We start from the raw sequence: 21,033 nt of genomic DNA on the forward strand, positions 1-21,033 counted from the left end.
CTTGATCAGTCCGCCAGACGCCAGGTGGTGCCGCCCTTGCCGTCTTCCAGAAGCACACCCATGGCGGTGATCTGGTCGCGGATACGGTCGGACTCGGCCCAGTCTTTCGCGGCACGCGCAGCCAGACGCGCCTGAATCAGCGCCTCCACTTCAGCCGCATTAACCCGCCCTTCCGCGCCAGCGCGCAAAAAATCGTCGGCTTCGAGTTGCAGGACACCCAGCACGCTGGCCAGTTGCTTCAAGCGCGCCGCCAGACCCGCCGCCGCTGCGACATCGGACTCACGCAGACGATTGATCTCGCGAACCATCTCGAACAGCACCGCGCAGGCTTCAGGTGTACCGAAGTCATCGTTCATCGCCGCGCTGAAACGCTCGACGAACGCCTCGCCACCCGCAGGCTCGGCGAGCGGCAGGCCCTTGAGCGCGTGATAGAAACGCTCAAGTGCCGCCTTCGACTCACGCAGGCTGTCTTCGGAATAGTTGATCGCGCTGCGGTAGTGGCTCGACACCAGCAGGTAACGCACCACTTCCGGGTGGTATTTCTCCAGCACGTCGCGGATGGTGAAGAAGTTGTTCAAGGACTTGGACATCTTCTCGCCATTGATGCGAATCATGCCGCAGTGTAACCAGGCATTGGCGTAGGTCTTGCCGGTGGCCGCTTCGCTCTGGGCGATTTCGTTTTCATGGTGCGGAAACTCGAGGTCGCTGCCGCCGCCATGAATATCGAAGGTCTCGCCCAGGCAGCAGGTCGACATCACCGAGCACTCGATATGCCAGCCGGGACGTCCTGCACCCCAGGGCGATTCCCAGCTCGGCTCGCCCGGCTTGACACCTTTCCAGAGCACGAAGTCCAGCGGATCCTCCTTGGACTCGTCCACTTCGATGCGCGCGCCGATGCGCAGGTCTTCGATCTTCTTGCGCGACAGCTTGCCGTAACCCTGAAACTTGCCGACCCGGTAATACACATCGCCGTTACCCGGCGCATAGGCATAGCCCTTGTCGATCAGGGTCTGGATCATGGCGTGCATGCCGGGGATATGATCGGTGGCACGCGGTTCCATGTCTGGCTTGAGGATGTTGAGGCGCGCCTCGTCCTCGTGCATGGCACCGATCATGCGCGCGGTCAGTGCGTCGAACGACTCACCGTTTTCCCGCGCCCGGTTGATGATCTTGTCGTCGATATCGGTGATGTTGCGCACATAGGTCAGTTCATAACCGCTGAAGCGCAGCCAGCGCGTCACCAGATCGAACGCAACCATGCTGCGGCCATGGCCCAGGTGGCAGTAGTCATACACGGTCATCCCGCAGACGTACATGCGCACCTTGTTGCCATCCAGCGGCTTGAAAACTTCTTTGCTCTTGGTGAGCGTGTTGTAGATAGAAAGCACGTGCTCCCCCTCAAACGTACAGCATCAGGTCCAGGAATCCCGCAACGTCACGGTGCGGTTGAAGACAGGTCGACCAGGTTTGGAGTCCTTGATGTCCGCGCAGAAATAACCTTCGCGTTCGAACTGGAAACGGTCTTCCGGTTGCGCTTGGCCCAACGAGGGCTCGGCGCGACAACCGGTCAGTACTTGCAGGGAGTCCGGGTTGATATTGTCCAGAAAGCTTGCGCCCTCTTCGGCTTTTTCAGGGTTTGGCGAACGGAACAGACGATCGTACAGACGCACTTCGCACTCTACGCTCTCGGCTGCCGGCACCCAGTGCACGACGCCCTTGACCTTGCGGCCCTCAGGGTTCTTGCCCAGGGTGTCCGGATCGTAGGAGCAACGCAACTCGACGATGTTGCCGTCGGCATCCTTGATCGCTTCATCGGCGCGGATCACATAGCTGCCACGCAAACGCACTTCGCCATTGGGCTCAAGACGCTTGTAGCCCTTCGGCGGCTCTTCCATGTAATCGTCGCGGTCGATGTAGAGCTCCCGCGAGAACGGCAGCTCGCGCATGCCCAGGTCCTCTTTCGAGTGGCGCGGCAGTTCCAGCGTCTCGACCTGGCCTTCCGGGTAGTTGGTGATGACCACTTTCAGCGGGCGCAGCACGCACATGGCGCGCGGCGCGCTGTGGTCCAGGTCGTCGCGGATGCTGAATTCGAGCATGCCGAAATCGACCACGCCGTCAGAGCGGTTGGTGCCGATCATTTCGCAGAAATTGCGAATCGATTTCGGCGTGTAGCCACGACGACGGAAGCCCGACAGCGTCGACATGCGCGGGTCATCCCAGCCACTAACGTGTTTCTCGTCAACCAGTTGCTTGAGCTTGCGCTTGCTGGTGATGGTGTAGTTCAGGTTCAGGCGCGAGAACTCATACTGGCGCGGCTTGCACGGCACCGGCAAGTTGTCGAGGAACCAGTCGTACAGCGGACGATGGCTTTCGAACTCCAGGGTGCAGATCGAGTGGGTGATGCCTTCGAGGGCATCCGACTGACCGTGGGTGAAGTCATAGATCGGGTAGATGCACCACTTGTCGCCGGTCTGATGGTGATGCGCATGACGAATGCGGTAGATGATCGGGTCACGCAGGTTCATGTTCGGCGAGGCCATGTCGATTTTGGCGCGCAGTACACGAGCGCCATCCTCGAACTCGCCGGCTTTCATGCGCGCGAACAGGTCGAGGTTTTCCTCGACGCCGCGTTCGCGGAACGGACTGTTCTTGCCCGGCTCGGTCAGGGTGCCGCGATATTCGCGCGCCTGTTCGGGGGTCAGATCGTCAACGTAAGCCTTGCCCGCCTTGATCAGCTCGACCGCCCAGTCGTGCAACTGGTCGAAATACTGCGAGGCGTAGCGCACTTCGCCCGCCCATTCGAAGCCCAGCCACTTGACGTCACTCATGATGGCGTCGATGTATTCCTGGTCTTCCTTGGCCGGGTTGGTGTCATCGAAACGCAGGTGCGTATCGCCACCGAACTCCTTGGCCAGACCGAAGTTCACGCAGATCGACTTGGCGTGACCGATGTGCAGGTAGCCGTTGGGCTCCGGCGGAAAGCGGGTCACGATTTTGCTGTGCTTGCCCGAGTCCAGGTCTGCCTGCACGATAGGACGCAGGAAATTGGTCGGTACGGCTGGACCTGCCTTTGAATGGGCAGCGGGTTCTGGAGTGGGCTTGCTCATAGGATCCTTGGACATACGTGCGCGGCCAGGGTAGGCCGACTAAATCAAAGCGCTTATCATAGCCGAAGCTGTCAAGTCCCTGACAACAGACTGCGTATTTGAAGGCATAAAAGCTGCAAAAGCGCTGAAAAATGTAACCTCGTCTGTAAACTGCGCGTCAGGGTCATAATCTGCCCATTCATGCATGACTAGAGAGCGACTTCCCAAATGCCTAATGTAAAGCTGACTACCAACCACGGCGACATCGTGCTGCAACTGAACGAAGAAAAGGCGCCGCTGACCGTTGCCAACTTCATCGAATACGTTAAAGCCGGTCATTACGAAAACACGGTTTTCCACCGTGTGATCGGCAACTTCATGGTTCAGGGCGGCGGTTTCGAGCCTGGCATGAAAGAAAAGAAAGACAAGCGCCCGAGCATCCAGAACGAAGCCGACAACGGTCTGCCGAACAAGAAGTACAGCGTCGCCATGGCCCGCACCATGGAGCCGCATTCGGCCTCTGCGCAGTTCTTCATCAACGTCGCTGACAACGCCTTCCTGAACCACAGCGCCAAGACCGTTCAGGGCTGGGGTTACGCTGTATTCGGTGAAGTGATCGAAGGCACTGACGTCGTCGACAAGATCAAAGGCGTGGCAACTTCCAGCAAGGCCGGCCATCAGGACGTCCCGGTAGAAGACGTGATCATCGAGAAAGCCGAGATCGTTGAGTGATACTGCTGATCTCCGATCTGCACCTTGAACAGGAGCGCCCGGACATTACCCGGGCGTTTCTGGATCTGCTCGCAGGACGCGCTCGCGACGCCGAGTCGCTGTATATCCTCGGGGATTTTTTTGAAGTCTGGATCGGTGACGACGCGATGTCGCCGTTCCAGCTTTCGATCTGCAAGGCCCTGCGCGAGTTGAGCGACAGCGGCACACGAATTTTTCTGATGCACGGCAACCGTGATTTCATGCTCGGCAAGGGTTTCTGCAAGGCAGCAGGCTGCACGCTGCTGAGTGACCCGAGCGTCGTGCAGTTGAACGGTGAGCTGGTGCTGCTGATGCACGGCGACAGTCTGTGCACCCGCGATGAAGGTTATATCCGGATGCGTCGCTATCTGCGCCATCCGCTGACGCTTTTCATTCTGCGCCATTTGCCGCTGGGCACCCGCCATAAGCTGGCGCGCAAGTTGCGTAATGAGAGCCGTGCGCAAACCCGTATGAAGGCCAACGATATTGTCGATGTGACGCCGGACGAGGTGCCGCGGATCATGCAGCAGTTCGGCGTGCGTACGTTGGTCCACGGTCACACTCATCGTCCGGCGATTCATAAGTTGCAGATTGGCGATCAGGCGGCTAGGCGCATTGTGCTGGGTGACTGGGATCGTCAGGGCTGGGTGTTGCAGGTGGATGATCAGGGTTTCAGCCTGAACTCGTTCGACTTTGTGCCTGAAACGACTGCGCTGTTGAATTGATTGCGCGGGAACGCAGCTGAGAGCACAGCTGCTCCGTGACATCAGATGGATTGGCGTTCGACTCAAGTCACCTTTTCGCCCCTCGACGACTCACTTTGAGGGACCAAAGTGAGCAAACTCCCCGCTCCTGTTTCCGGCCCGACTTCGTCGGGTTCCTTCGCCCTGTCACTAACGTCGCACTCTGCGTCGTCTGTGCCATCGCGGTTGAAAAAGCACTTTAGAGCAGTTTGGCCAAAGGCACGGTTCAGATAGGCGCATAAGAAATTAGTGCCCGCCCCCTGCCGCAGGCCCCGCCTTGGCGGCGAATGGGGGCTTGGCCAGCCAGACGAGCAGGATCAGTCCTGCGAATATCCAGCCCAGCAGGTAGAAGTAATCCACGGTGGACATCATGTAGGCCTGGGCGTTGAGGGTCTGCTCCAGTTGCGCGTAGGCCTGCGGGCTGGCGCCGCCCAGGCTGTCAAGGGCGTGGCGGGTGGCTGGGTCGAAGGTGCTGATGTTTTCACTCAGGTAGGCATGATGCTGGTTGGCGCGGCGAATCCAGATCCAGGTGGTGAGCGAGGCTGCGAAGCTGCCGCCCAGGGTGCGCAGGAAGGTTGCCAGCCCTGAACCATCGGCGATCTGATTGGGCGGCAGGTCAGACAGCAGAATACTCAGAGTCGGCATGAAGAACAGTGCCACGCCAATGCCCATGAACAACTGCACCATCGCCACATGCTCGAAATCCACGTCGGTGTTGAAGCCTGCACGTATGAAGCAACTCAACCCCATCGCCAGGAATGCCAGCCCGGCCAATAGACGCAGATCGAATTTGTGCGCGTACTTGCCGACAAAGGGCGACATCAGTACCGGCAGGATGCCAATCGGCGCGACGGCCAGCCCAGCCCAGGTGGCGGTGTAGCCCATCTGGGTCTGCAACCACTGCGGCAATATCAGGTTGATGCCGAAGAAGCCGGAATAGCCGCCGATCATGACCAGTGTGCCGATGCGGAAATTGCGGTAGGCAAACAGGCGCAGGTTGACGATCGGATGCTTGTCGGTCATTTCCCAGATCACGAAGAAGATCAACGCGACCAGCGAAATCAGCGAGCCAAAGATGATGAAGTTCGACTCGAACCAATCCAGATCATTACCCTTGTCGAGCACTATCTGCAGCGCGCCCACACCGACGATCAGCGCTATCAGGCCAATATAGTCCAACGGCTGACGAGCAGTCGTGACCGGCCTTTTGGCCATCTGGGTACGCACCACCAGCACGGCGAACAGGCCGATGGGAATGTTGATGAAGAAGATCCAGGGCCAGCTATAGCTGTCGGTGATCCAGCCACCGAGGATCGGACCGGCAATGGGCGCCACCACCGTCACCATCGCCAGCAATGCCAGGGCCATGCCTCTTTTGGCGGGTGGGTACACCGCGATCAGCAAGGTCTGACTCATCGGATACAGCGGACCGGCGACCATGCCCTGCAGCGCGCGAAAGCCCACCAGTTCCGGCATGGACTGGGAAATACCGCACAGAAACGAAGCCATCACGAACAGAATGGTGGCCCACAGGAACAGCTTGACCTCACCGAAGCGGCGACTGAGCCAGCCGGTCAGCGGCAAGGCAATCGCGTTGCTGACCGCAAACGAGGTGATCACCCAGGTGCTCTGCTCCGAGCTGACACCCAGATTGCCGGCGATGGTCGGCAGCGCCACGTTGGCAATCGTGGTATCGAGCACCTGCATGAAGGTCGCCAGCGACAGACCGATGGTGCACAGCAACAGGCTTGGCGGGGTAAAAGAAGCGGGGGTGTTGTTGCTCATCGCGAATCCCTGAAGACGAATGCGACACCCCGGCCAGCAGGCCGGGGCTCACGGATTGGCGGTTCAGCGCTGAACAGCAGTCTTGCCACCGGGCGCACTGTTCTCGTGAATCAGGCGGGCGATCAGCGCGTCGGCGTCAGCCAGTTGCTCGGTGTACACCTGAGTGCTGAAGGCCGCCTGTTTGCGCGGCTGTTGCGCCAGGACCGGACCGCTCTGGTCATGCAGATTGACTTCAACCGTTGTCGACAGGCCGATACGCAACGGGTACTTCGCCAGTTCTTCAGGGTTGATGTGCACCCGCACCGGCACACGCTGGACAATCTTGATCCAGTTGCCAGTGGCATTCTGCGCAGGCAACAACGCAAAGGCACTGCCGGTACCGGCCCCTAGGCTGTCGATGGTGCCGCTGTACTTCACATCGCTGCCATACAGGTCGGAGCTGATCTCCACTGGCTGACCGATGCGCATCTTGCCCAGTTGGGTTTCCTTGAAGTTGGCATCGATCCACAACTGATCCAGCGGAATGACCGCCATGGTTGCAGTGCCCGGCTGAATGCGTTGCCCCAGTTGCACGGTGCGCTTGGCGACGTAGCCGGTGACCGGTGCCACCAGCGTCGAACGTGCATTGGCCAGGTAGGCCTGACGCAACTGTGCGGCCGCAGCCTTGACGTCCGGGTGCGAGGACACCACGGTGTCATCGACCAACGCCACGCTGGTGCTGAGTTGCTGCTGAATATTGTTCAGGGCGCTCTGCGCGCTGGTCAGGCTGTCTCTTGCGTGCGACAGCTCTTCCTGGGAAATCGCCCCGCCGGCTGCGAGGCTGCGACGACGGTTATAGTTGTCCTGAGCGGTCTGCACCGCAGCACGCTGCGCGGCCAGTTGCGCTTTCATGCCATCGACGTTGCTGTAAAGGCCGCGCACCTGGCGCACAACCTTGCCCAGATTGGCCTCGGCGCTCTGCAGCGAGACTTCGGCATCGCTCGGGTCAAACTTGAGCAGGACCTGCCCTTCGTGCACCAGATCACCATCGTCGGCACCAATACTGATGACGGTTCCGGTGACCAGCGGGGTGATTTCGACCACGTTGCCATTGACATAGGCGTCGTCGGTCTCTTCGCTCCATTGGCCGTAGATCTCGTACCAGGCCCAGATGCCCAGTGCGAGGATCACCACGACAATGGCAAGCCCGATCAGCAGGAACTTGCGCTTGCCAGACTTCGGCTCCTGTTGAGGAGCCTGGGCAGATGTGTTTTCAGCGGCAGCAGTGGCCATGGCAGTTACCTTTAATCAGCGAAGCGACGGAACGACGGCGATCAGGCTCACGCCTGCCAACACGTCGGCTGCTCAGCTTTTAGCTTTGGGGTTGAAGCTCAAACGAGTCAGGGTGATGTGGTCATCGGCAGCCACCAGCACCTTGGTGAGAATTCTTTTCAGGCTCTCGACCTCTTCACTGTCGAGCGCGGCGAACGTGTCATTCATCGCGTCGGCGCCAATCTGCGGCAACAGATCGGAAAGCGCCTGTCCCTGCTCGGTCAGCGCCAGACGCACCTGACGACGATCGGTCGCGGAGCGCTTGCGCACCACCAGCCCTTTCTGTTCCAGACGATCGAGCATGCGGGTCATCGAACCGCTGTCCAGTGACAGGTGCCGACACAATTCCACGGGGGTATCGGTAGAAAACTGGGCAATGATGATCAGCACCTTGAACTGCGCGAACGTCACGTCATAGGGCAGCAGGTACTTGTCGAGCATGCGGTCTTTGAGCGTATTGGTACGACCGACCAGCAGCCCGATGAGGCTGGATTCGAAATTGTCGGGGCTGAAATGTTTCACGGATTGACCCAGATAGCTGCCTAGGCAGTGATTGCAAAATATTACTGCCTAGGCAGCCGTTGTCAAAGCATTTATTAGCGTGCTTACTAAATCCCCATAAAAAAACGACCGCTGGCAAGGCGGTCGTTTTGGGGGGCGGACGTGCGAGAGGAATCAGGCGGCGACAGGGACGCCACTGTGAAAGCGGAACTCTTCGTCAGGGCTTTCGATCAGCTCACGCTCGGCCAGACGGATCTCCTCGATCTTGGCATCGATATCAGCCTTGTCGCCATAGCTGTAAGCCAGCTTGAGGTAGTCCTGAAAGTGCCGCGCTTCGGACTTCAGCAGACCGCCATAGAATTTGGCCAGCTCTTCGTCAAGATGCGGCACCAGCGCGGCGAATCGCTCACAGGAACGAGCCTCGACGATGGCACCGACGATCAGCGCATCGGTCAGCCGGTAGGGGTTGTGATTGCGCACCAGCTTGCGCAGCGCTCCGGCATAACGGGCCGAGCTGATGTTGGCCATGGGGATCTGGCGCTTTCTGATAATGCTGATGACTTGCTCGAAGTGGCGCAGCTCTTCCCGGGCCAGACGCGACATCTTGCTCAACAGGTCGAACTTGTCGTTGTACTGAAACATGAACTGGAACGCAGCCCCGGCGGCCTTCTTCTCGTTGTTCGCATGGTCGATCAGCAGGATGTCCAGATTGCGCAGCGCGGCCTGGACCCAGCTGTCGGGGGTGCGGCAAAGCAGAAAGACTTCGATTTCAGGGATCGGGTACATAGGCTCACAGAATGACGGAGAGGCACGGCCGCGCATTATACGAGGAGCCACGGTACCTCGCGACACAAAAGCATGCCGGTTTTGTCAGGCGCCGAATGCGTCGAGCAGAAAGCCCGGCGCGATATAGCGCTGATAGTGCGCCTCGGAGAGCAGGAAAAACTCGCGGTCGATGGCATCGCGCAGTTCCGGCAGCGTCCAGTCGCGAAACTCCGGCAACAACACGAAACCATAGGCCTCGACCTGGCTGATGACCCGTGCGCCACGGGCGATCAACTGGTAAGCCCAGCAGTATTCGGACTGGTGTGGCACAAAGCGGATCTTGCGCTGGGTCAGCTGCGCACGCAGCTTGTCGGCATCGAAGACTTCGAGCTTGGCAGTCATCACCTGGACCAGCAGTTGCTCCAGACGCAGCCAGACCGCTCTTTTTTCATCCTCGTTATAGCCGTTCCAGTGGATGACCTCGTGGTGGAAGCGCTTGCAGCCACGGCACACCAGATCCCCGTAAACAGTGGAGCAAAGGCCGACGCAGGGGGTTTTGATAATATAATCGGGCATGTCAGGCAGGACTGGGGAAGGCAAAACAGGGGCTCATGTTAGCCCTTTGTCTAAGCAAGTTCACCCCCGAAGATGTAGGGGCTAACTTACCTTCGGCAAAGTTTTGGCGTAGAATCAGCGAGCCTTTTAAGGCGCCAATGTCCGTTGGAAGCTGTTTTCAAAGCGTCACGAGCACAGTCAAGTTAATCCCGCAGTGCGGCGTCGACAGGCCATTCCCTCATCACGAATGGCCGTGTCGACCGCCACTCCCCCCGCCCTGCAGGCGTAAAACTTTGAAAACAGCTTCTGTTAGGAATCACCGCTACCCTGCCAACAAGGCTCAATAAGCCTTGCGTGGGTACGGGCGATTTCTGGATGAGCGTCCCGGACACCCATTTGGGACCACTGATGAGGGTTAATACTGTGCTTGAAGCCTACCGTAAACATATCGAAGAGCGTGCCGCCCAGGGCATCGTGCCCCAGCCGCTTAACGCCGAACAAACTGCAGGCCTGGTCGAGCTGCTGAAGAATCCCCCGGCTGGCGAAGAAGCTTTCCTTGTCGACCTGATCACCAATCGCGTTCCGCCAGGCGTTGACGAAGCTGCCTACGTCAAGGCCGGTTTCCTGTCTGCCCTGGCCAAGGGCGAAGCCACTTCTCCCCTGATCGACAAAAAACGCGCTACCGAACTGCTCGGCACCATGCAAGGTGGCTACAACATCGTCACCCTGGTTGAACTGCTCGACGACGCCACCCTCGCGCCAGTCGCTGCCGAACAACTCAAGCACACCCTGCTGATGTTCGACGCCTTCCACGACGTGGCCGAAAAAGCCAAGAACGGCAATGCCCACGCCAAGGCTGTCCTGCAGTCCTGGGCCGACGGCGAGTGGTTCAAGAAGCGTCCGACGCTGGCCGACAAGATCAGCCTGCGCGTCTTCAAGGTCACCGGCGAAACCAACACCGACGACCTGTCCCCTGCCCCTGATGCCTGGTCGCGTCCAGACATCCCGCTGCACGCACTGGCCATGCTGAAAATGGCCCGTGACGGGATCGTCCCTGACGTCCAGGGCGCCATCGGCCCGATGAAGCAGATCGAAGAAATGCGCGGTCAGGGCTTCCCGATTGCCTACGTCGGTGACGTGGTCGGTACCGGTTCCTCGCGTAAATCGGCAACCAACTCGGTACTCTGGTTCTTCGGCGACGACGTCCCTTACGTCCCGAACAAGCGTGCCGGCGGTTTCTGCTTCGGCAGCAAAATTGCTCCGATCTTCTACAACACCATGGAAGATGCTGGCGCTCTGCCAATCGAATTCGATGTCTCGAACATCAACATGGGTGACGTGATCGACGTCTACCCCTACGCTGGCAAGGTCTGCAAGCACGACAGCGACGAAGTCATCACCACCTTCGAAATGAAGACCCCGGTGCTGCTCGACGAAGTCCGCGCTGGCGGCCGTATTCCGCTGATCATCGGCCGCGGCCTGACCAGCAAGGCGCGCGCCGAACTGGGCCTGCCGGAGTTCGACCTGTTCAAGACCCCTGACCAGCCAGCCGAAAGCACCAAGGGTTACACCCTGGCGCAGAAGATGGTCGGCAAGGCATGCGGCGTAGCGGGCGTTCGTCCGGGCACCTACTGCGAACCGAAGATGACCACCGTCGGCTCCCAGGACACCACTGGCCCGATGACTCGCGACGAACTGAAAGACCTGGCGTGCCTGGGCTTCTCGACCGACCTGGTCATGCAGTCGTTCTGCCACACCGCAGCCTATCCGAAGCCTATCGACGTCAAGACGCACCACACGCTGCCTGACTTCATCATGACCCGCGGCGGCGTTTCCCTGCGTCCGGGCGACGGCATCATCCACAGCTGGCTGAACCGCATGCTGCTGCCGGACACCGTCGGTACCGGTGGCGACTCGCACACCCGCTTCCCGATCGGTATCTCCTTCCCGGCCGGCTCCGGCCTGGTGGCGTTCGCCGCTGCAACGGGCGTCATGCCGCTGGACATGCCTGAATCGATCCTGGTTCGCTTCAAGGGCAAGATGCAGCCTGGCATCACCCTGCGCGACCTGGTTCACGCCATTCCTTACTACGCGATTCAGGCTGGCCTGCTGACCGTAGAGAAGAAAGGCAAGAAGAACGCATTCTCCGGTCGCATCCTGGAGATCGAAGGCCTCGACAACCTGAGCATCGAACAGGCTTTCGAGCTGTCCGACGCCTCTGCCGAGCGTTCGGCTGCCGGTTGCACCATCAAGCTGGCCAAAGAGCCGATCATCGAATACCTGAATTCGAACATCACCCTGCTGCGCTGGATGATCGAACAGGGCTACGGTGATCCGCGCACTCTGGAGCGTCGTGCTCAGGCGATGGAAGCCTGGGTTGCCAACCCGGAGCTGCTGGAAGCCGACAAGGACGCCGAGTACGCCGAAATCATCGAAATCGATCTGGCCGACGTCAAGGAGCCTGTGCTCTGCGCGCCGAACGACCCGGACGATGCCCGCCTGCTGTCTTCGGTACAGGGCGAGAAGATCGATGAAGTGTTCATCGGCTCCTGCATGACCAACATCGGCCACTTCCGCGCTGCGGGCAAGTTGCTGGATCAGGTCAAGGGCCAGCTGCCGACGCGTCTGTGGCTGTCGCCGCCGACCAAGATGGATGCTCACCAGCTGACCGAAGAAGGCTACTACGGCATCTACGGCAAGGCTGGCGCGCGCATGGAAATGCCGGGCTGCTCGCTGTGCATGGGTAACCAGGCACGCGTGGAACCGAACTCGACCGTAGTGTCGACGTCGACCCGTAACTTCCCGAACCGTCTGGGTGACGGCGCGAACGTCTACTTGGCCTCGGCCGAGCTGGCGTCCGTTGCGTCTATTCTGGGTCGTCTGCCGACGGTCGAAGAGTACATGAGCTACGCCAACCAGATCGATACCATGGCAGCGGACGTGTACCGCTACCTGAGCTTCGATCAGATCGCCGAGTTCCGTGAAGCCGCTGCGAACGCCAACATCCCGGCCGTTCAAGTGTAAGCACGAAAGCAGGCACCATAAGAACCCCATCCTCGCGATGGGGTTTTTTTTGCCCTCAATCGAACACGTACATATATTTTTCACATTCACATGGCTATAGTGGCGGCCCTTGTTGGGGAGTAGCCTGCTCTTGACTCCGGTCACAGAGCGTTCGCATCAACATTCTCGGCAGCATGCCGTGGTGCGAACACCTTCTGGTTGGCGAGACCAACGATGCATCCATGCCTAAAGTCGGGCGTGTGGTTGCGTCGTTGACTCATAGCCCGACTGGATATAACCGTGAATCCGATTTCCCTCCTCTTTCTCGCGCTTGCCATGTCCACGGACGCCTTTGCTGCGGCCCTTGGTAAAGGAGCAAGCCTGCATAAACCGCGCTTTCTCGAAGCATTGCGCACGGGCCTCATATTCGGCGCCATCGAAACCATCACGCCAGTCATAGGCTGGGGTATCGGCCAGGTGGCTGCGCGCTTCGCCGAGAGCTGGGACCATTGGATCGCTTTCACTCTGCTGCTGGTGCTCGGCCTGCACATGATCTACAACGGTATCAAGCAAGACGATGACGAAGAGCAGGAAAAGCCGGGGCAGCATTCTTTCTGGATTCTTGCCGTCACCGCATTCGCCACCAGTATCGATGCACTGGCAGTCGGCGTAGGCCTGGCATTTGTCGACGTCAATATCGTGGTTGCCGCCCTGGCCATCGGCCTGGCGACTACCGTCATGGTCACCATCGGCGTGATGCTGGGCCGGGTACTGGGCACCATGGTCGGCAAACGCGCTGAAATCGTTGGCGGTATCGTACTGATCGTGGTCGGTGCAACGATTCTTTACGAGCATCTGTCGGCGTTGTAATCGACTTACAGAACGCGTCGAGCAGAAAAAAAAACCCGCATCTTTCGATGCGGGTTTTTTATGGGTACAGCTTTTACAGCCCGATTACACGATGAGGCCCTGCCCGCTCATGGCCAGGTCCAGCAGCTCGCGGTTGGCAACCGCGTACATCGCGTAATCCGTGCCGCTTGCCGCACGCAGTTCGACCAGCATGGCACGCCAGCGCTCGACCATCAGAGCATGCTGTTCCAGCCACAGGGCCAGACGCGCGTCGATTTCCGAAGGACCGTCAGCCATCTGCAGAACAGACACGGTGATTGCCCGCTGTTGCCAGTCGACATCGTCACGGAACGCTTCACGCGCCAGCGCCTGCCAGTTGTTTTCCACCGGCAGACTGCTGATCTGTTGCAAGTACCAGGTTATGTCCAGCGCGCTGCCAACGGCAAAGTACGCCTTGGCGACATCGGCGGCGTTCTGCCCGGTCACGTCGGAGGCTTCGATGATCGGCAACAGCGTGTACAGATGTGTCGTACCAGCGACCATGCGCGCCAGCAGTTCCGGCACACCGGCTTCGACATACGCCTGATAACGGGTCTGCCACATCTCGCGGGTAGGCCCTTCCAGCAGCTCGTCAAGCTTGAGGCCCAGTGCAGCGAGGTGCGGACCGAAGTGCGCCACGTCACGGCCAGCGTCCAGTTCATTGCGACGACTGCGCAGGAACCAGCGCGTGGCACGACGCCCCAGACGCATCAGCTCATCCATCAGCGCCAGCTGGATTTCCGCCGAAACCTTGTAGTCCAGCGCCTCGATCTGACGGAACCAGTGCGGCAGGTGGAAGATGTCACGCACGATCACGTAGGCACCGGCCACCGCAGCAGCGCTCATGCCGGTCGACTCTTTGAGCCGCTGCACGAAGGTGATGCCCATGTGGTTGACCAGATCGTTGGCGATCTGCGTGCTGACGATCTCGCGCTTCAGACGATGGCCGCGCATGGCTGTGGAAAACCTGGCGCCCAGCGAAGGCGGGAACGCGGTTTCCATATCACGCGCCAGATAGTCGTCATCCGGCACACGGGATTCCAGCAACGCTTCCTTGAGGTCGATCTTGCTGTACGAGATCAACACCGACAGCTCGGCACGACTCAAGCCCTGCTTGGCTGCAATCCGCTCGGCAATCTGCTCTTCGGCAGGCAGGAATTCGATGGCACGATCAAGCTTGCCACGCGCCTCCAGGTCACTCATCAGACGCTTGTATTCGGCAATCCGCTCGTAAGCGCGACGGGCTGCCAGCGACAACGCCTGGGTCTGCTTGTAGTTGTTGCCCAGCACCAGGTGGCCTACTTCATCGGTCATGCTTTCGAGCAACTGATTGCGCTGCTTCTCGGTCATGTCACCGGCCTGCACCACTTCGTTGAGCAGGATCTTGATGTTCACTTCGTGGTCGGAGCAGTCCACACCGCCCGCGTTGTCGATGAAGTCGGTGTTGGTCGCGCCGCCATTGAGGCCGAACTCGACACGGCCCAGCTGGGTCATGCCCAGGTTACCGCCCTCGCCCACCACCTTGCAGCGCAGCTCGTTGCCGTCGACGCGCAGCGCGTCGTTGGCCTTGTCGCCCACATCGGCATGCGATTCTTCGCTGGACTTCACGTACGTGCCGATACCGCCGTTCCACAACAGATCGACCGGCGCCTTGAGCAGCGCATGCAGCAGTTCGGTCGGGGTCAGCTTGTCGGCCTTGATATCGAAGCGCGCCTTCATCTGTTCGGTGATGGCGATACTCTTCAGGCTGCGCGGGAAGATCCCGCCGCCAGCGGACATGATGCTGGTGTCGTAGTCGGTCCAGGACGAGCGCGGCAGATTGAACAGGCGCTGACGCTCTGCAAAGCTGCTGGCCGGGTCCGGATTCGGATCGATGAAGATGTGCAGGTGGTTGAACGCTGCGACCAGTTGCAGCTTGTCAGACATCAGCAGGCCGTTGCCGAACACGTCACCGGCCATGTCGCCGATACCGATCACGCTGATGCTGTCCTGCTGCACATTGATGTCGCGTTCACGGAAGTGACGCTGCACGCCCACCCAGGCACCCTTGGCGGTGATGCCCATCTTCTTGTGGTCATAACCGGCAGAACCACCGGAAGCGAAGGCGTCACCCAGCCAGAAGCCGTAATCGATGGCAATGCCGTTGGCGATGTCGGAGAACGTCGCCGTGCCCTTGTCGGCGGCCACCACCAGATACGAGTCATCGTCGTCATGACGTACGACGTTGACCGGCGGCACCAGCGCGCCTTCCTTGAGGTTGTCGGTAATGTCCAGCAGCCCGGAGATGAAGATGCGGTAGCAGGCGATTGCCTCGGCCTGCACTTCGTCGCGGTTGCCGGTGGTCGGCAGGCGACGCGGCACAAAGCCGCCCTTGGCACCTACCGGCACAATGACCGAGTTCTTCACCTGCTGGGCTTTTACCAGGCCCAGCACTTCGGTACGGAAGTCTTCCTCGCGGTCCGACCAGCGCAGGCCGCCACGCGCCACGTTGCCGAAGCGCAGATGCACGCCTTCGACACGCGGCGAATAAACGAAGATTTCAAACTTGGGCACCGGCTTGGGCAACTCGGGAATCAGGCGCGGGTTGAACTTGAAGCTGAAATAGCCCTTGCTCTGCCCGTTGGCATCGGCCTGATAGAAGTTGGTCCGCAGGGTTGCCTTGATCAGGTCCAGATAACGACGCAGGATGCGGTCTTCGTTGAGCACCTGCACGTCGTCCAGCGCAGTCAGAATCGCCTGTTCGAGACGCAGCTGCTTGTCGTCAAGATCGTCGGAACCCAGCTTGCGCGCCAGATAGAACCGGGTCTTGAACAGACGCGTCAGCTCGCGGGCGATGTCGGTGTGGTTGTTCAGCGTGGTGGCGATGTAACCCAGGTCAAAGCCCAGACGAATCTGCTTCAGATAGCGCGCATAGGCACGCAGCAGTGCCACGTCGCGCCACGGCAGGCCGGCGGTGAGTACCAGACGGTTGAACGCATCGTTTTCGGCATCGCCGCGCACGATGTGCACGAACGCATCCTGCAGGGTGTCGTTGAGCTGCTGGATATCGAGGTTCAGACCTTCGCCGTAAGTAAAGGCGAAATCATGAATCCAGAACTCGCGACCGTTGGCATGATGCAGGCGGTACGGGAACTCGCCCAGCACCCGCAGGCCGAGGTTTTCCAGAATCGGCAACACGTCGGACAGGGCCAGCGGTGTATCGGCGTGATACAGCTTGCAATGCAATTGCTGGCGGCCACCGGCCAGTGGCTGGTAGAAGCTCATCACCAGCGGATTGGCTTCGCTGAGGCTCAGTACGTGCTGCATGTCGACGACTGCCGAATGCGCCGCAAAACGCTCGCGGTAGCCAGCCGGGAAGCCTTTCGGGAAGTCGGCCAGCACATTGGTGCCGTGCGCTTCACCGAAGCTTTCAACCACCAGACTGGCGTAGTCGTCCTTCCACGAACGGCACGCCTGAATGACTTCGTTTTCCAGCTGGGCGACGTCGATCTCCAGATTGATCTTCGGGTCTACGCGCAGAATCAACTGCACCCGCGCCAGCACCGATTCAGAGAAGAACGTCCAGAACTCGCAATCGCTGGCCTTGAGGCGATCCATCAAGACCTGCTGGATCTTCTGGCGCACTTCGGTGGAGTACACGTCGCGTGGCACATAGGCCAGGCAGTAGCAGAAACGCCCGTACGGGTCCTTGCGCAGGAACACGCGAATCTTGTTGCGCTCCTGAATCTGCACGATCGACATGACCGTGGTGAACAATTCGTCCACCGGCGTCTGGAACAGGTCGTCACGTGGCAGCACTTCGACCACCTGCGCCAGTTCCTTGCCCAGGTGCGCCTTGGCGTCGAAACCGGAGCGACGCTCGACCTCGGCGACCTTGCGACGGATGTACGGAATCTGTCGCACGCTCTCGCCATACACCGACGAGGTGTACAGGCCCATGAAACGACATTCCTTGATGACCTTGCCCGACGCGTCGATCTGCCGGATCGAAACGTAATCCGGGTACGCCGGACGGTGCACGCGGCTTGGATGCGCCGCCTTGGCAAACGACAGCAGCACCGGTTCCTGCAGGTATTTCACCGCGTAGTCTTCGATGTGCAGCTCTTCGCGGGTCAGACCAGGGCGCAGCAGTCGGGTCAGCCCCAGGAAGGACGACTCGTCGTAGACCAACTGGCCGCCTTCGGCGTCGTTACGCACTTCGAACTCTTCGTAGCCCAGGAAGGTGAAGTGGTTGTCCACCAGCCATTGCAGGAAGACCTTGATCTCGGCTTTTTCCTCGACGTCGGTGTTGGACTCGTTGGCATCGATACTGGCCAGCAGCTCGTGCAGACGCGCTTTCATTGGCCCGAAATCTTCGACGGCAGCGCGTACTTCGCCCAGCACCTGCTCCAGCTCGCGCGCCAGCACGTTCAACTCGCTGACGTTGGCGCAGCGGTCGATCTCCAGGTACATCAGCGATTCCTGCAGCACGTCGTCGCCGGCGGTGCCTTTGGGCAGCAGCTCGAGCAATTCGCCAGCAGCGCCACGACGCACGCTCAGCACGGTGGTCTGCAGGGTGTGGATGCTGTAGCCGCGGCGGTTCAGCTCGGTGCGGACGGAGTCGACCAGAAACGGCAGGTCATGATGCAGCACTTCAACGGCAGTGTGAGTCGATTGCCAGCCGTGGCGCTCGTAATCGGGGTTGTAGACCCGGACCTGCGGGTGAGCATGTTCGAAACGCTCCAGCAGGCGCCATGCGGACAAGGTGCAGCCTGCCAGGTCGGAAAGCCGCCGCTGGGTGAGTTCGTCGAGGGAAATAATGCCGAAGAATTGCTCGGCGAACAGCGCCACTTGTGGCAGTGCCTGTTCGCTGATGTGCTGAGCCAGTGCCGCTTGCAGTTGATGCTGGAAGTCGGCCTTGCTGGCTGCGGTGAAGAACGCCATCTGTGGTACTCCGCTTTGGCTTTTATTGGGGAGGCTTGAAGAAGGTGTTGAAACCGGGGTGCCCTTGCATCCAATCGCGTGGGCATCACCTGATCGAGTGTAAAGCTAAAGTAGTAACGCGCGCCGTGTCAGGGTAGTCACATTTGTACATTGGAGTGAAAAAACGCTACGCGCACCCGACACCGTACACCACTTGTCCGTCACGCAGCTTAACGAGAGCTGAGCGCACACTGCTTACGAGGCTGCGACATATTCGGTCATCAGGTCGCGATACACTGCGCACGATGGTGCCAATATCGCCCGACATTATTTGCCCGGGACTGGCAAAATTCACTCACGCCTTACCTGGACAGACCCGGAGCCACCCATGCAAATCAAGACCGCCAGCCTCATCGCCAACCCGTGCGACGACGAATATGACGATATGGCACTGCTCTGCTGCCACGCAGAAAACGGCATGCTGTTTTCCCTGACCCGCTTCCCGGACGAGAACGAAGTGGAAATCACCGTCAGCGACGACAAGTCAATGAGTGTGTCCAGCCTGAAAGTCACCTTCAGTGCCGAGCGCCTGCTGGTGGAAATCGACACACAGGACGCCAAGCAGCTCGATGGCCACCATCAGTACGAAATTCTCCACGCCACCGATGCAGGCGAGTTGCAGGACGTTCACCAAACGTTACAGGTCATTCTCGAAAACGTCGGTGAGTACACCAGCACAATCAGCTGATGATCAAAAAAGCGCTAGAGTGAGTACTTCGCCGAACAGGAGTGTGTCATGAACCGCATTTTCGACGCCCACTGCCACATCATCGACCCGCATTTCCCGCTGATCGCCAATAACGGCTATCTGCCGGAGCCGTTCGGTGTCGCTGACTACCTTGCAACGGTCCAGCCGCTGGGCGTTCAGGGCGGCGCGGTGGTGTCCGGTTCCTTTCAGGGCTTTGATCAGGGATATCTTCTTCAGGCCCTGCGCCTGCTGGGACCGGGTTTCGTCGGTGTCACGCAATTGCCCGCCAGCGTCACCGATGCAGAGCTGGACAACCTGAACGCGGCAGGCGTGCGCGCCTTGCGCTTCAACCTCAAGCGCGGCGGCTCGGAGCAGCTCGACCAGCTGGAGGCACTGGCCTTGCGTGTCCATGAACACGCAGGCTGGCACTCCGAGCTGTACATCGACTCGCGAGAACTGGCGCCCATCGAAACACGCCTGCGCAAACTACCTGCCATCAGCATCGATCACCTGGGGTTGAGTGCCGAAGGGCTGCCCGTGCTCCTGCGCCTTGCCGAGCACGGTGTTCGGGTCAAGGCCTGTGGTTTCGGGCGTGTTGACTTTCCGGTGCGCGAGGCGCTCAGGGATATCCACGCCGCCAACCCGAATGCCCTGATGTTCGGCACCGACCTGCCGTCGACCCGCGCACCCCGCCCCTTCAGGCCTGACGATATCGAACTGTTGATCGACGCACTGGGCGAAAGCGGCGCCCGTCAGGCGCTGTGGGAAAACGCGGCGCCCGTCAGGCGCTGTGGGAAAACGCGGCGAGCTTCTATCGACTCTGACGCCGTGGTTCCGAGAGCCATAGCCAGCCTTCCTACATGGATACCTATGGATCATGTAGGACAATACCTGCATAAATGACAGGCACTTCTCTAAATGCAATAAAAAACGCGGTAGTCGTTAGTCGATACCTGCCTGGATGGATTAAAGTATCGCCCCCAGCTCAGCAGTCACCAGACACCGCTGTTCGCCCTGCCAGGAACCGTCACCGATGGAACATCGTGAAGCGCTGATTGCGCTGCGAACTTTTCTTTCAACGCAGATCCTTGGCCAGGAAAAGCTGATCGAACGCCTGCTCATCGCTCTGCTTGCCGACGGCCACATGCTGGTCGAAGGCGCTCCCGGCCTGGCCAAGACCAAGGCCATCAAGGAGCTGGCAGAAGGCATCGAAGCCCAGTTTCACCGCATTCAATTCACCCCCGACCTGCTGCCTGCCGACATCACCGGTACGGAGATCTATCGCCCGGAAACCGGCAGCTTCGTGTTCCAGCAAGGGCCGATCTTCCACAACCTGGTGCTGGCCGACGAAATCAACCGTGCGCCGGCCAAGGTCCAGTCGGCGTTGCTCGAAGCCATGGCCGAACGGCAGGTCAGTGTCGGGCGCAGCACCTACGACCTGTCGCCGCTGTTTCTGGTCATGGCGACCCAGAACCCCATCGAGCAGGAAGGCACCTACCCGCTGCCCGAAGCCCAGCTCGACCGTTTTCTGATGCACGTCAAGATCGGCTTCCCGGATGCCGCCGTCGAACGCAAGATCCTTCAACAGGCGCGTGGCGAAGCCCTGAACGGCGAAACCAAGCCGGAGCGTCGCGTCAGCCAGCAGGCGATCTTTGCCGCACGCAAGGAAATCCTTGGCCTGTACATGGCAGATGCGGTCGAGGAATACCTGGTGCAACTGGTCATGGCCACCCGTACCCCGGCCAAGTTCGACCCTGAACTGGCCGAATGGATTGCCTACGGTGCCAGCCCGCGGGGTTCCATCTCGCTGGACCGCTGTGCCCGTGCACATGCCTGGCTGGCCGGACGCGACTTCGTCAGCCCCGAAGACATTCAGGCGGTGCTGTTCGATGTCTTGCGCCACCGGGTCATCCTGTCGTTCGAGGCCGAAGCGGCCGGTATCGATCAGGATCGCGTGATTCAGCGCATCCTCGACGTCGTGGCCGTCGCCTGACCC

The 21,033-nt window shown here is 59.8% G+C and carries 14 protein-coding genes, 1 pseudogene and 1 riboswitch; of the genes and pseudogenes, 7 read left to right on the top strand and 8 right to left on the bottom strand.

What is annotated here, in order from left to right; translation table 11 throughout:
* Nucleotides 1–5 precede the first annotated feature (5 nt).
* Together cysS and PCPL58_RS20260 are read right to left on the bottom strand one after the other, a co-directional pair.
* A complete protein-coding gene (gene cysS, locus PCPL58_RS20255) occupies nt 6–1,388 on the bottom strand; it encodes a cysteine--tRNA ligase (RefSeq protein WP_003368543.1) in 1,383 nt (460 codons plus the stop codon).
* Between the two features lie 24 nt (nt 1,389–1,412).
* Nucleotides 1,413–3,107, bottom strand: a complete 1,695-nt coding sequence (locus tag PCPL58_RS20260; RefSeq protein ID WP_065350278.1) for a glutamine--tRNA ligase/YqeY domain fusion protein — start codon at nt 3,105–3,107, stop codon at nt 1,413–1,415.
* Nucleotides 3,108–3,314: 207 nt separating this feature from the next.
* Between PCPL58_RS20260 and PCPL58_RS20265 the strand changes: the two genes are divergently transcribed.
* Together PCPL58_RS20265 and lpxH are read left to right on the top strand one after the other, a co-directional pair.
* Nucleotides 3,315–3,818, top strand: coding sequence for a peptidylprolyl isomerase (locus PCPL58_RS20265; protein WP_003404493.1), 504 nt, complete (start codon nt 3,315–3,317; stop codon nt 3,816–3,818).
* The gene (lpxH, locus tag PCPL58_RS20270; RefSeq protein ID WP_065350279.1) at nt 3,815–4,561 is read left to right on the top strand and encodes a UDP-2,3-diacylglucosamine diphosphatase; all 747 of its coding nucleotides are present in this window, start codon (nt 3,815–3,817) and stop codon (nt 4,559–4,561) included. The genes PCPL58_RS20265 and lpxH overlap by 4 nt, the downstream gene beginning before the upstream one ends.
* Before the next feature lie 264 nt (nt 4,562–4,825).
* Here lpxH and PCPL58_RS20275 read toward each other — a convergent pair whose 3' ends face one another.
* The 5 genes from PCPL58_RS20275 to PCPL58_RS20295 form a co-directional block, all read right to left on the bottom strand.
* A complete protein-coding gene (locus PCPL58_RS20275) occupies nt 4,826–6,385 on the bottom strand; it encodes a DHA2 family efflux MFS transporter permease subunit (RefSeq protein WP_269454002.1) in 1,560 nt (519 codons plus the stop codon).
* A 42-nt stretch (nt 6,386–6,427) separates the two neighbouring features.
* Complete coding sequence (locus PCPL58_RS20280) at nt 6,428–7,636, bottom strand: HlyD family secretion protein (protein WP_003368538.1); 1,209 nt, start codon at nt 7,634–7,636, stop codon at nt 6,428–6,430.
* A 72-nt stretch (nt 7,637–7,708) separates the two neighbouring features.
* Complete coding sequence (locus PCPL58_RS20285) at nt 7,709–8,197, bottom strand: MarR family winged helix-turn-helix transcriptional regulator (protein ID WP_065350281.1); 489 nt, start codon at nt 8,195–8,197, stop codon at nt 7,709–7,711.
* A 153-nt stretch (nt 8,198–8,350) separates the two neighbouring features.
* Nucleotides 8,351–8,962: a MiaE family protein gene (locus tag PCPL58_RS20290; protein WP_065350282.1), complete on the bottom strand. Its 612-nt coding sequence runs from the start codon at nt 8,960–8,962 to the stop codon at nt 8,351–8,353.
* Nucleotides 8,963–9,046: 84 nt separating this feature from the next.
* The gene (locus tag PCPL58_RS20295) at nt 9,047–9,517 is read right to left on the bottom strand and encodes a DUF1289 domain-containing protein (RefSeq protein WP_065350283.1); all 471 of its coding nucleotides are present in this window, start codon (nt 9,515–9,517) and stop codon (nt 9,047–9,049) included.
* A 402-nt stretch (nt 9,518–9,919) separates the two neighbouring features.
* Between PCPL58_RS20295 and acnB the strand changes: the two genes are divergently transcribed.
* Both acnB and mntP read left to right on the top strand, forming a co-directional pair.
* Nucleotides 9,920–12,520, top strand: a complete 2,601-nt coding sequence (gene acnB / locus PCPL58_RS20300; RefSeq protein WP_004414089.1) for a bifunctional aconitate hydratase 2/2-methylisocitrate dehydratase — start codon at nt 9,920–9,922, stop codon at nt 12,518–12,520.
* A 107-nt stretch (nt 12,521–12,627) separates the two neighbouring features.
* Nucleotides 12,628–12,793, top strand: a riboswitch (yybP-ykoY riboswitch).
* Between the two features lie 6 nt (nt 12,794–12,799).
* Nucleotides 12,800–13,369, top strand: a complete 570-nt coding sequence (gene mntP / locus PCPL58_RS20305) for a manganese efflux pump MntP (protein ID WP_004414091.1) — start codon at nt 12,800–12,802, stop codon at nt 13,367–13,369.
* An 84-nt stretch (nt 13,370–13,453) separates the two neighbouring features.
* On the opposite strand, the gene PCPL58_RS20310 is transcribed toward mntP, so the two are convergent.
* Nucleotides 13,454–18,310 carry an NAD-glutamate dehydrogenase gene (locus tag PCPL58_RS20310; RefSeq protein ID WP_065350284.1) on the bottom strand — a complete coding sequence of 1,619 codons (4,857 nt, stop codon included), beginning with the start codon at nt 18,308–18,310 and terminating at the stop codon, nt 13,454–13,456.
* 367 nt (nt 18,311–18,677) lie between these two features.
* Between PCPL58_RS20310 and PCPL58_RS20315 the strand changes: the two genes are divergently transcribed.
* The 3 genes and pseudogenes from PCPL58_RS20315 to PCPL58_RS20325 all read left to right on the top strand — a co-directional run bounded on the left by PCPL58_RS20315 (nt 18,678) and on the right by PCPL58_RS20325 (nt 21,030).
* Nucleotides 18,678–19,037 carry a hypothetical protein gene (locus tag PCPL58_RS20315; protein WP_065350285.1) on the top strand — a complete coding sequence of 120 codons (360 nt, stop codon included), beginning with the start codon at nt 18,678–18,680 and terminating at the stop codon, nt 19,035–19,037.
* Between the two features lie 48 nt (nt 19,038–19,085).
* Nucleotides 19,086–19,826: pseudogene (locus PCPL58_RS20320) on the top strand (amidohydrolase family protein); the annotation flags it as partial.
* Between the two features lie 244 nt (nt 19,827–20,070).
* Complete coding sequence (locus PCPL58_RS20325) at nt 20,071–21,030, top strand: AAA family ATPase (protein ID WP_003342804.1); 960 nt, start codon at nt 20,071–20,073, stop codon at nt 21,028–21,030.
* The last annotated feature ends 3 nt before the right edge of the window (nt 21,031–21,033 follow it).

The organism is Pseudomonas cerasi (assembly GCF_900074915.1).
In the GTDB taxonomy this organism is placed as follows: domain Bacteria; phylum Pseudomonadota; class Gammaproteobacteria; order Pseudomonadales; family Pseudomonadaceae; genus Aquipseudomonas; species Aquipseudomonas cerasi.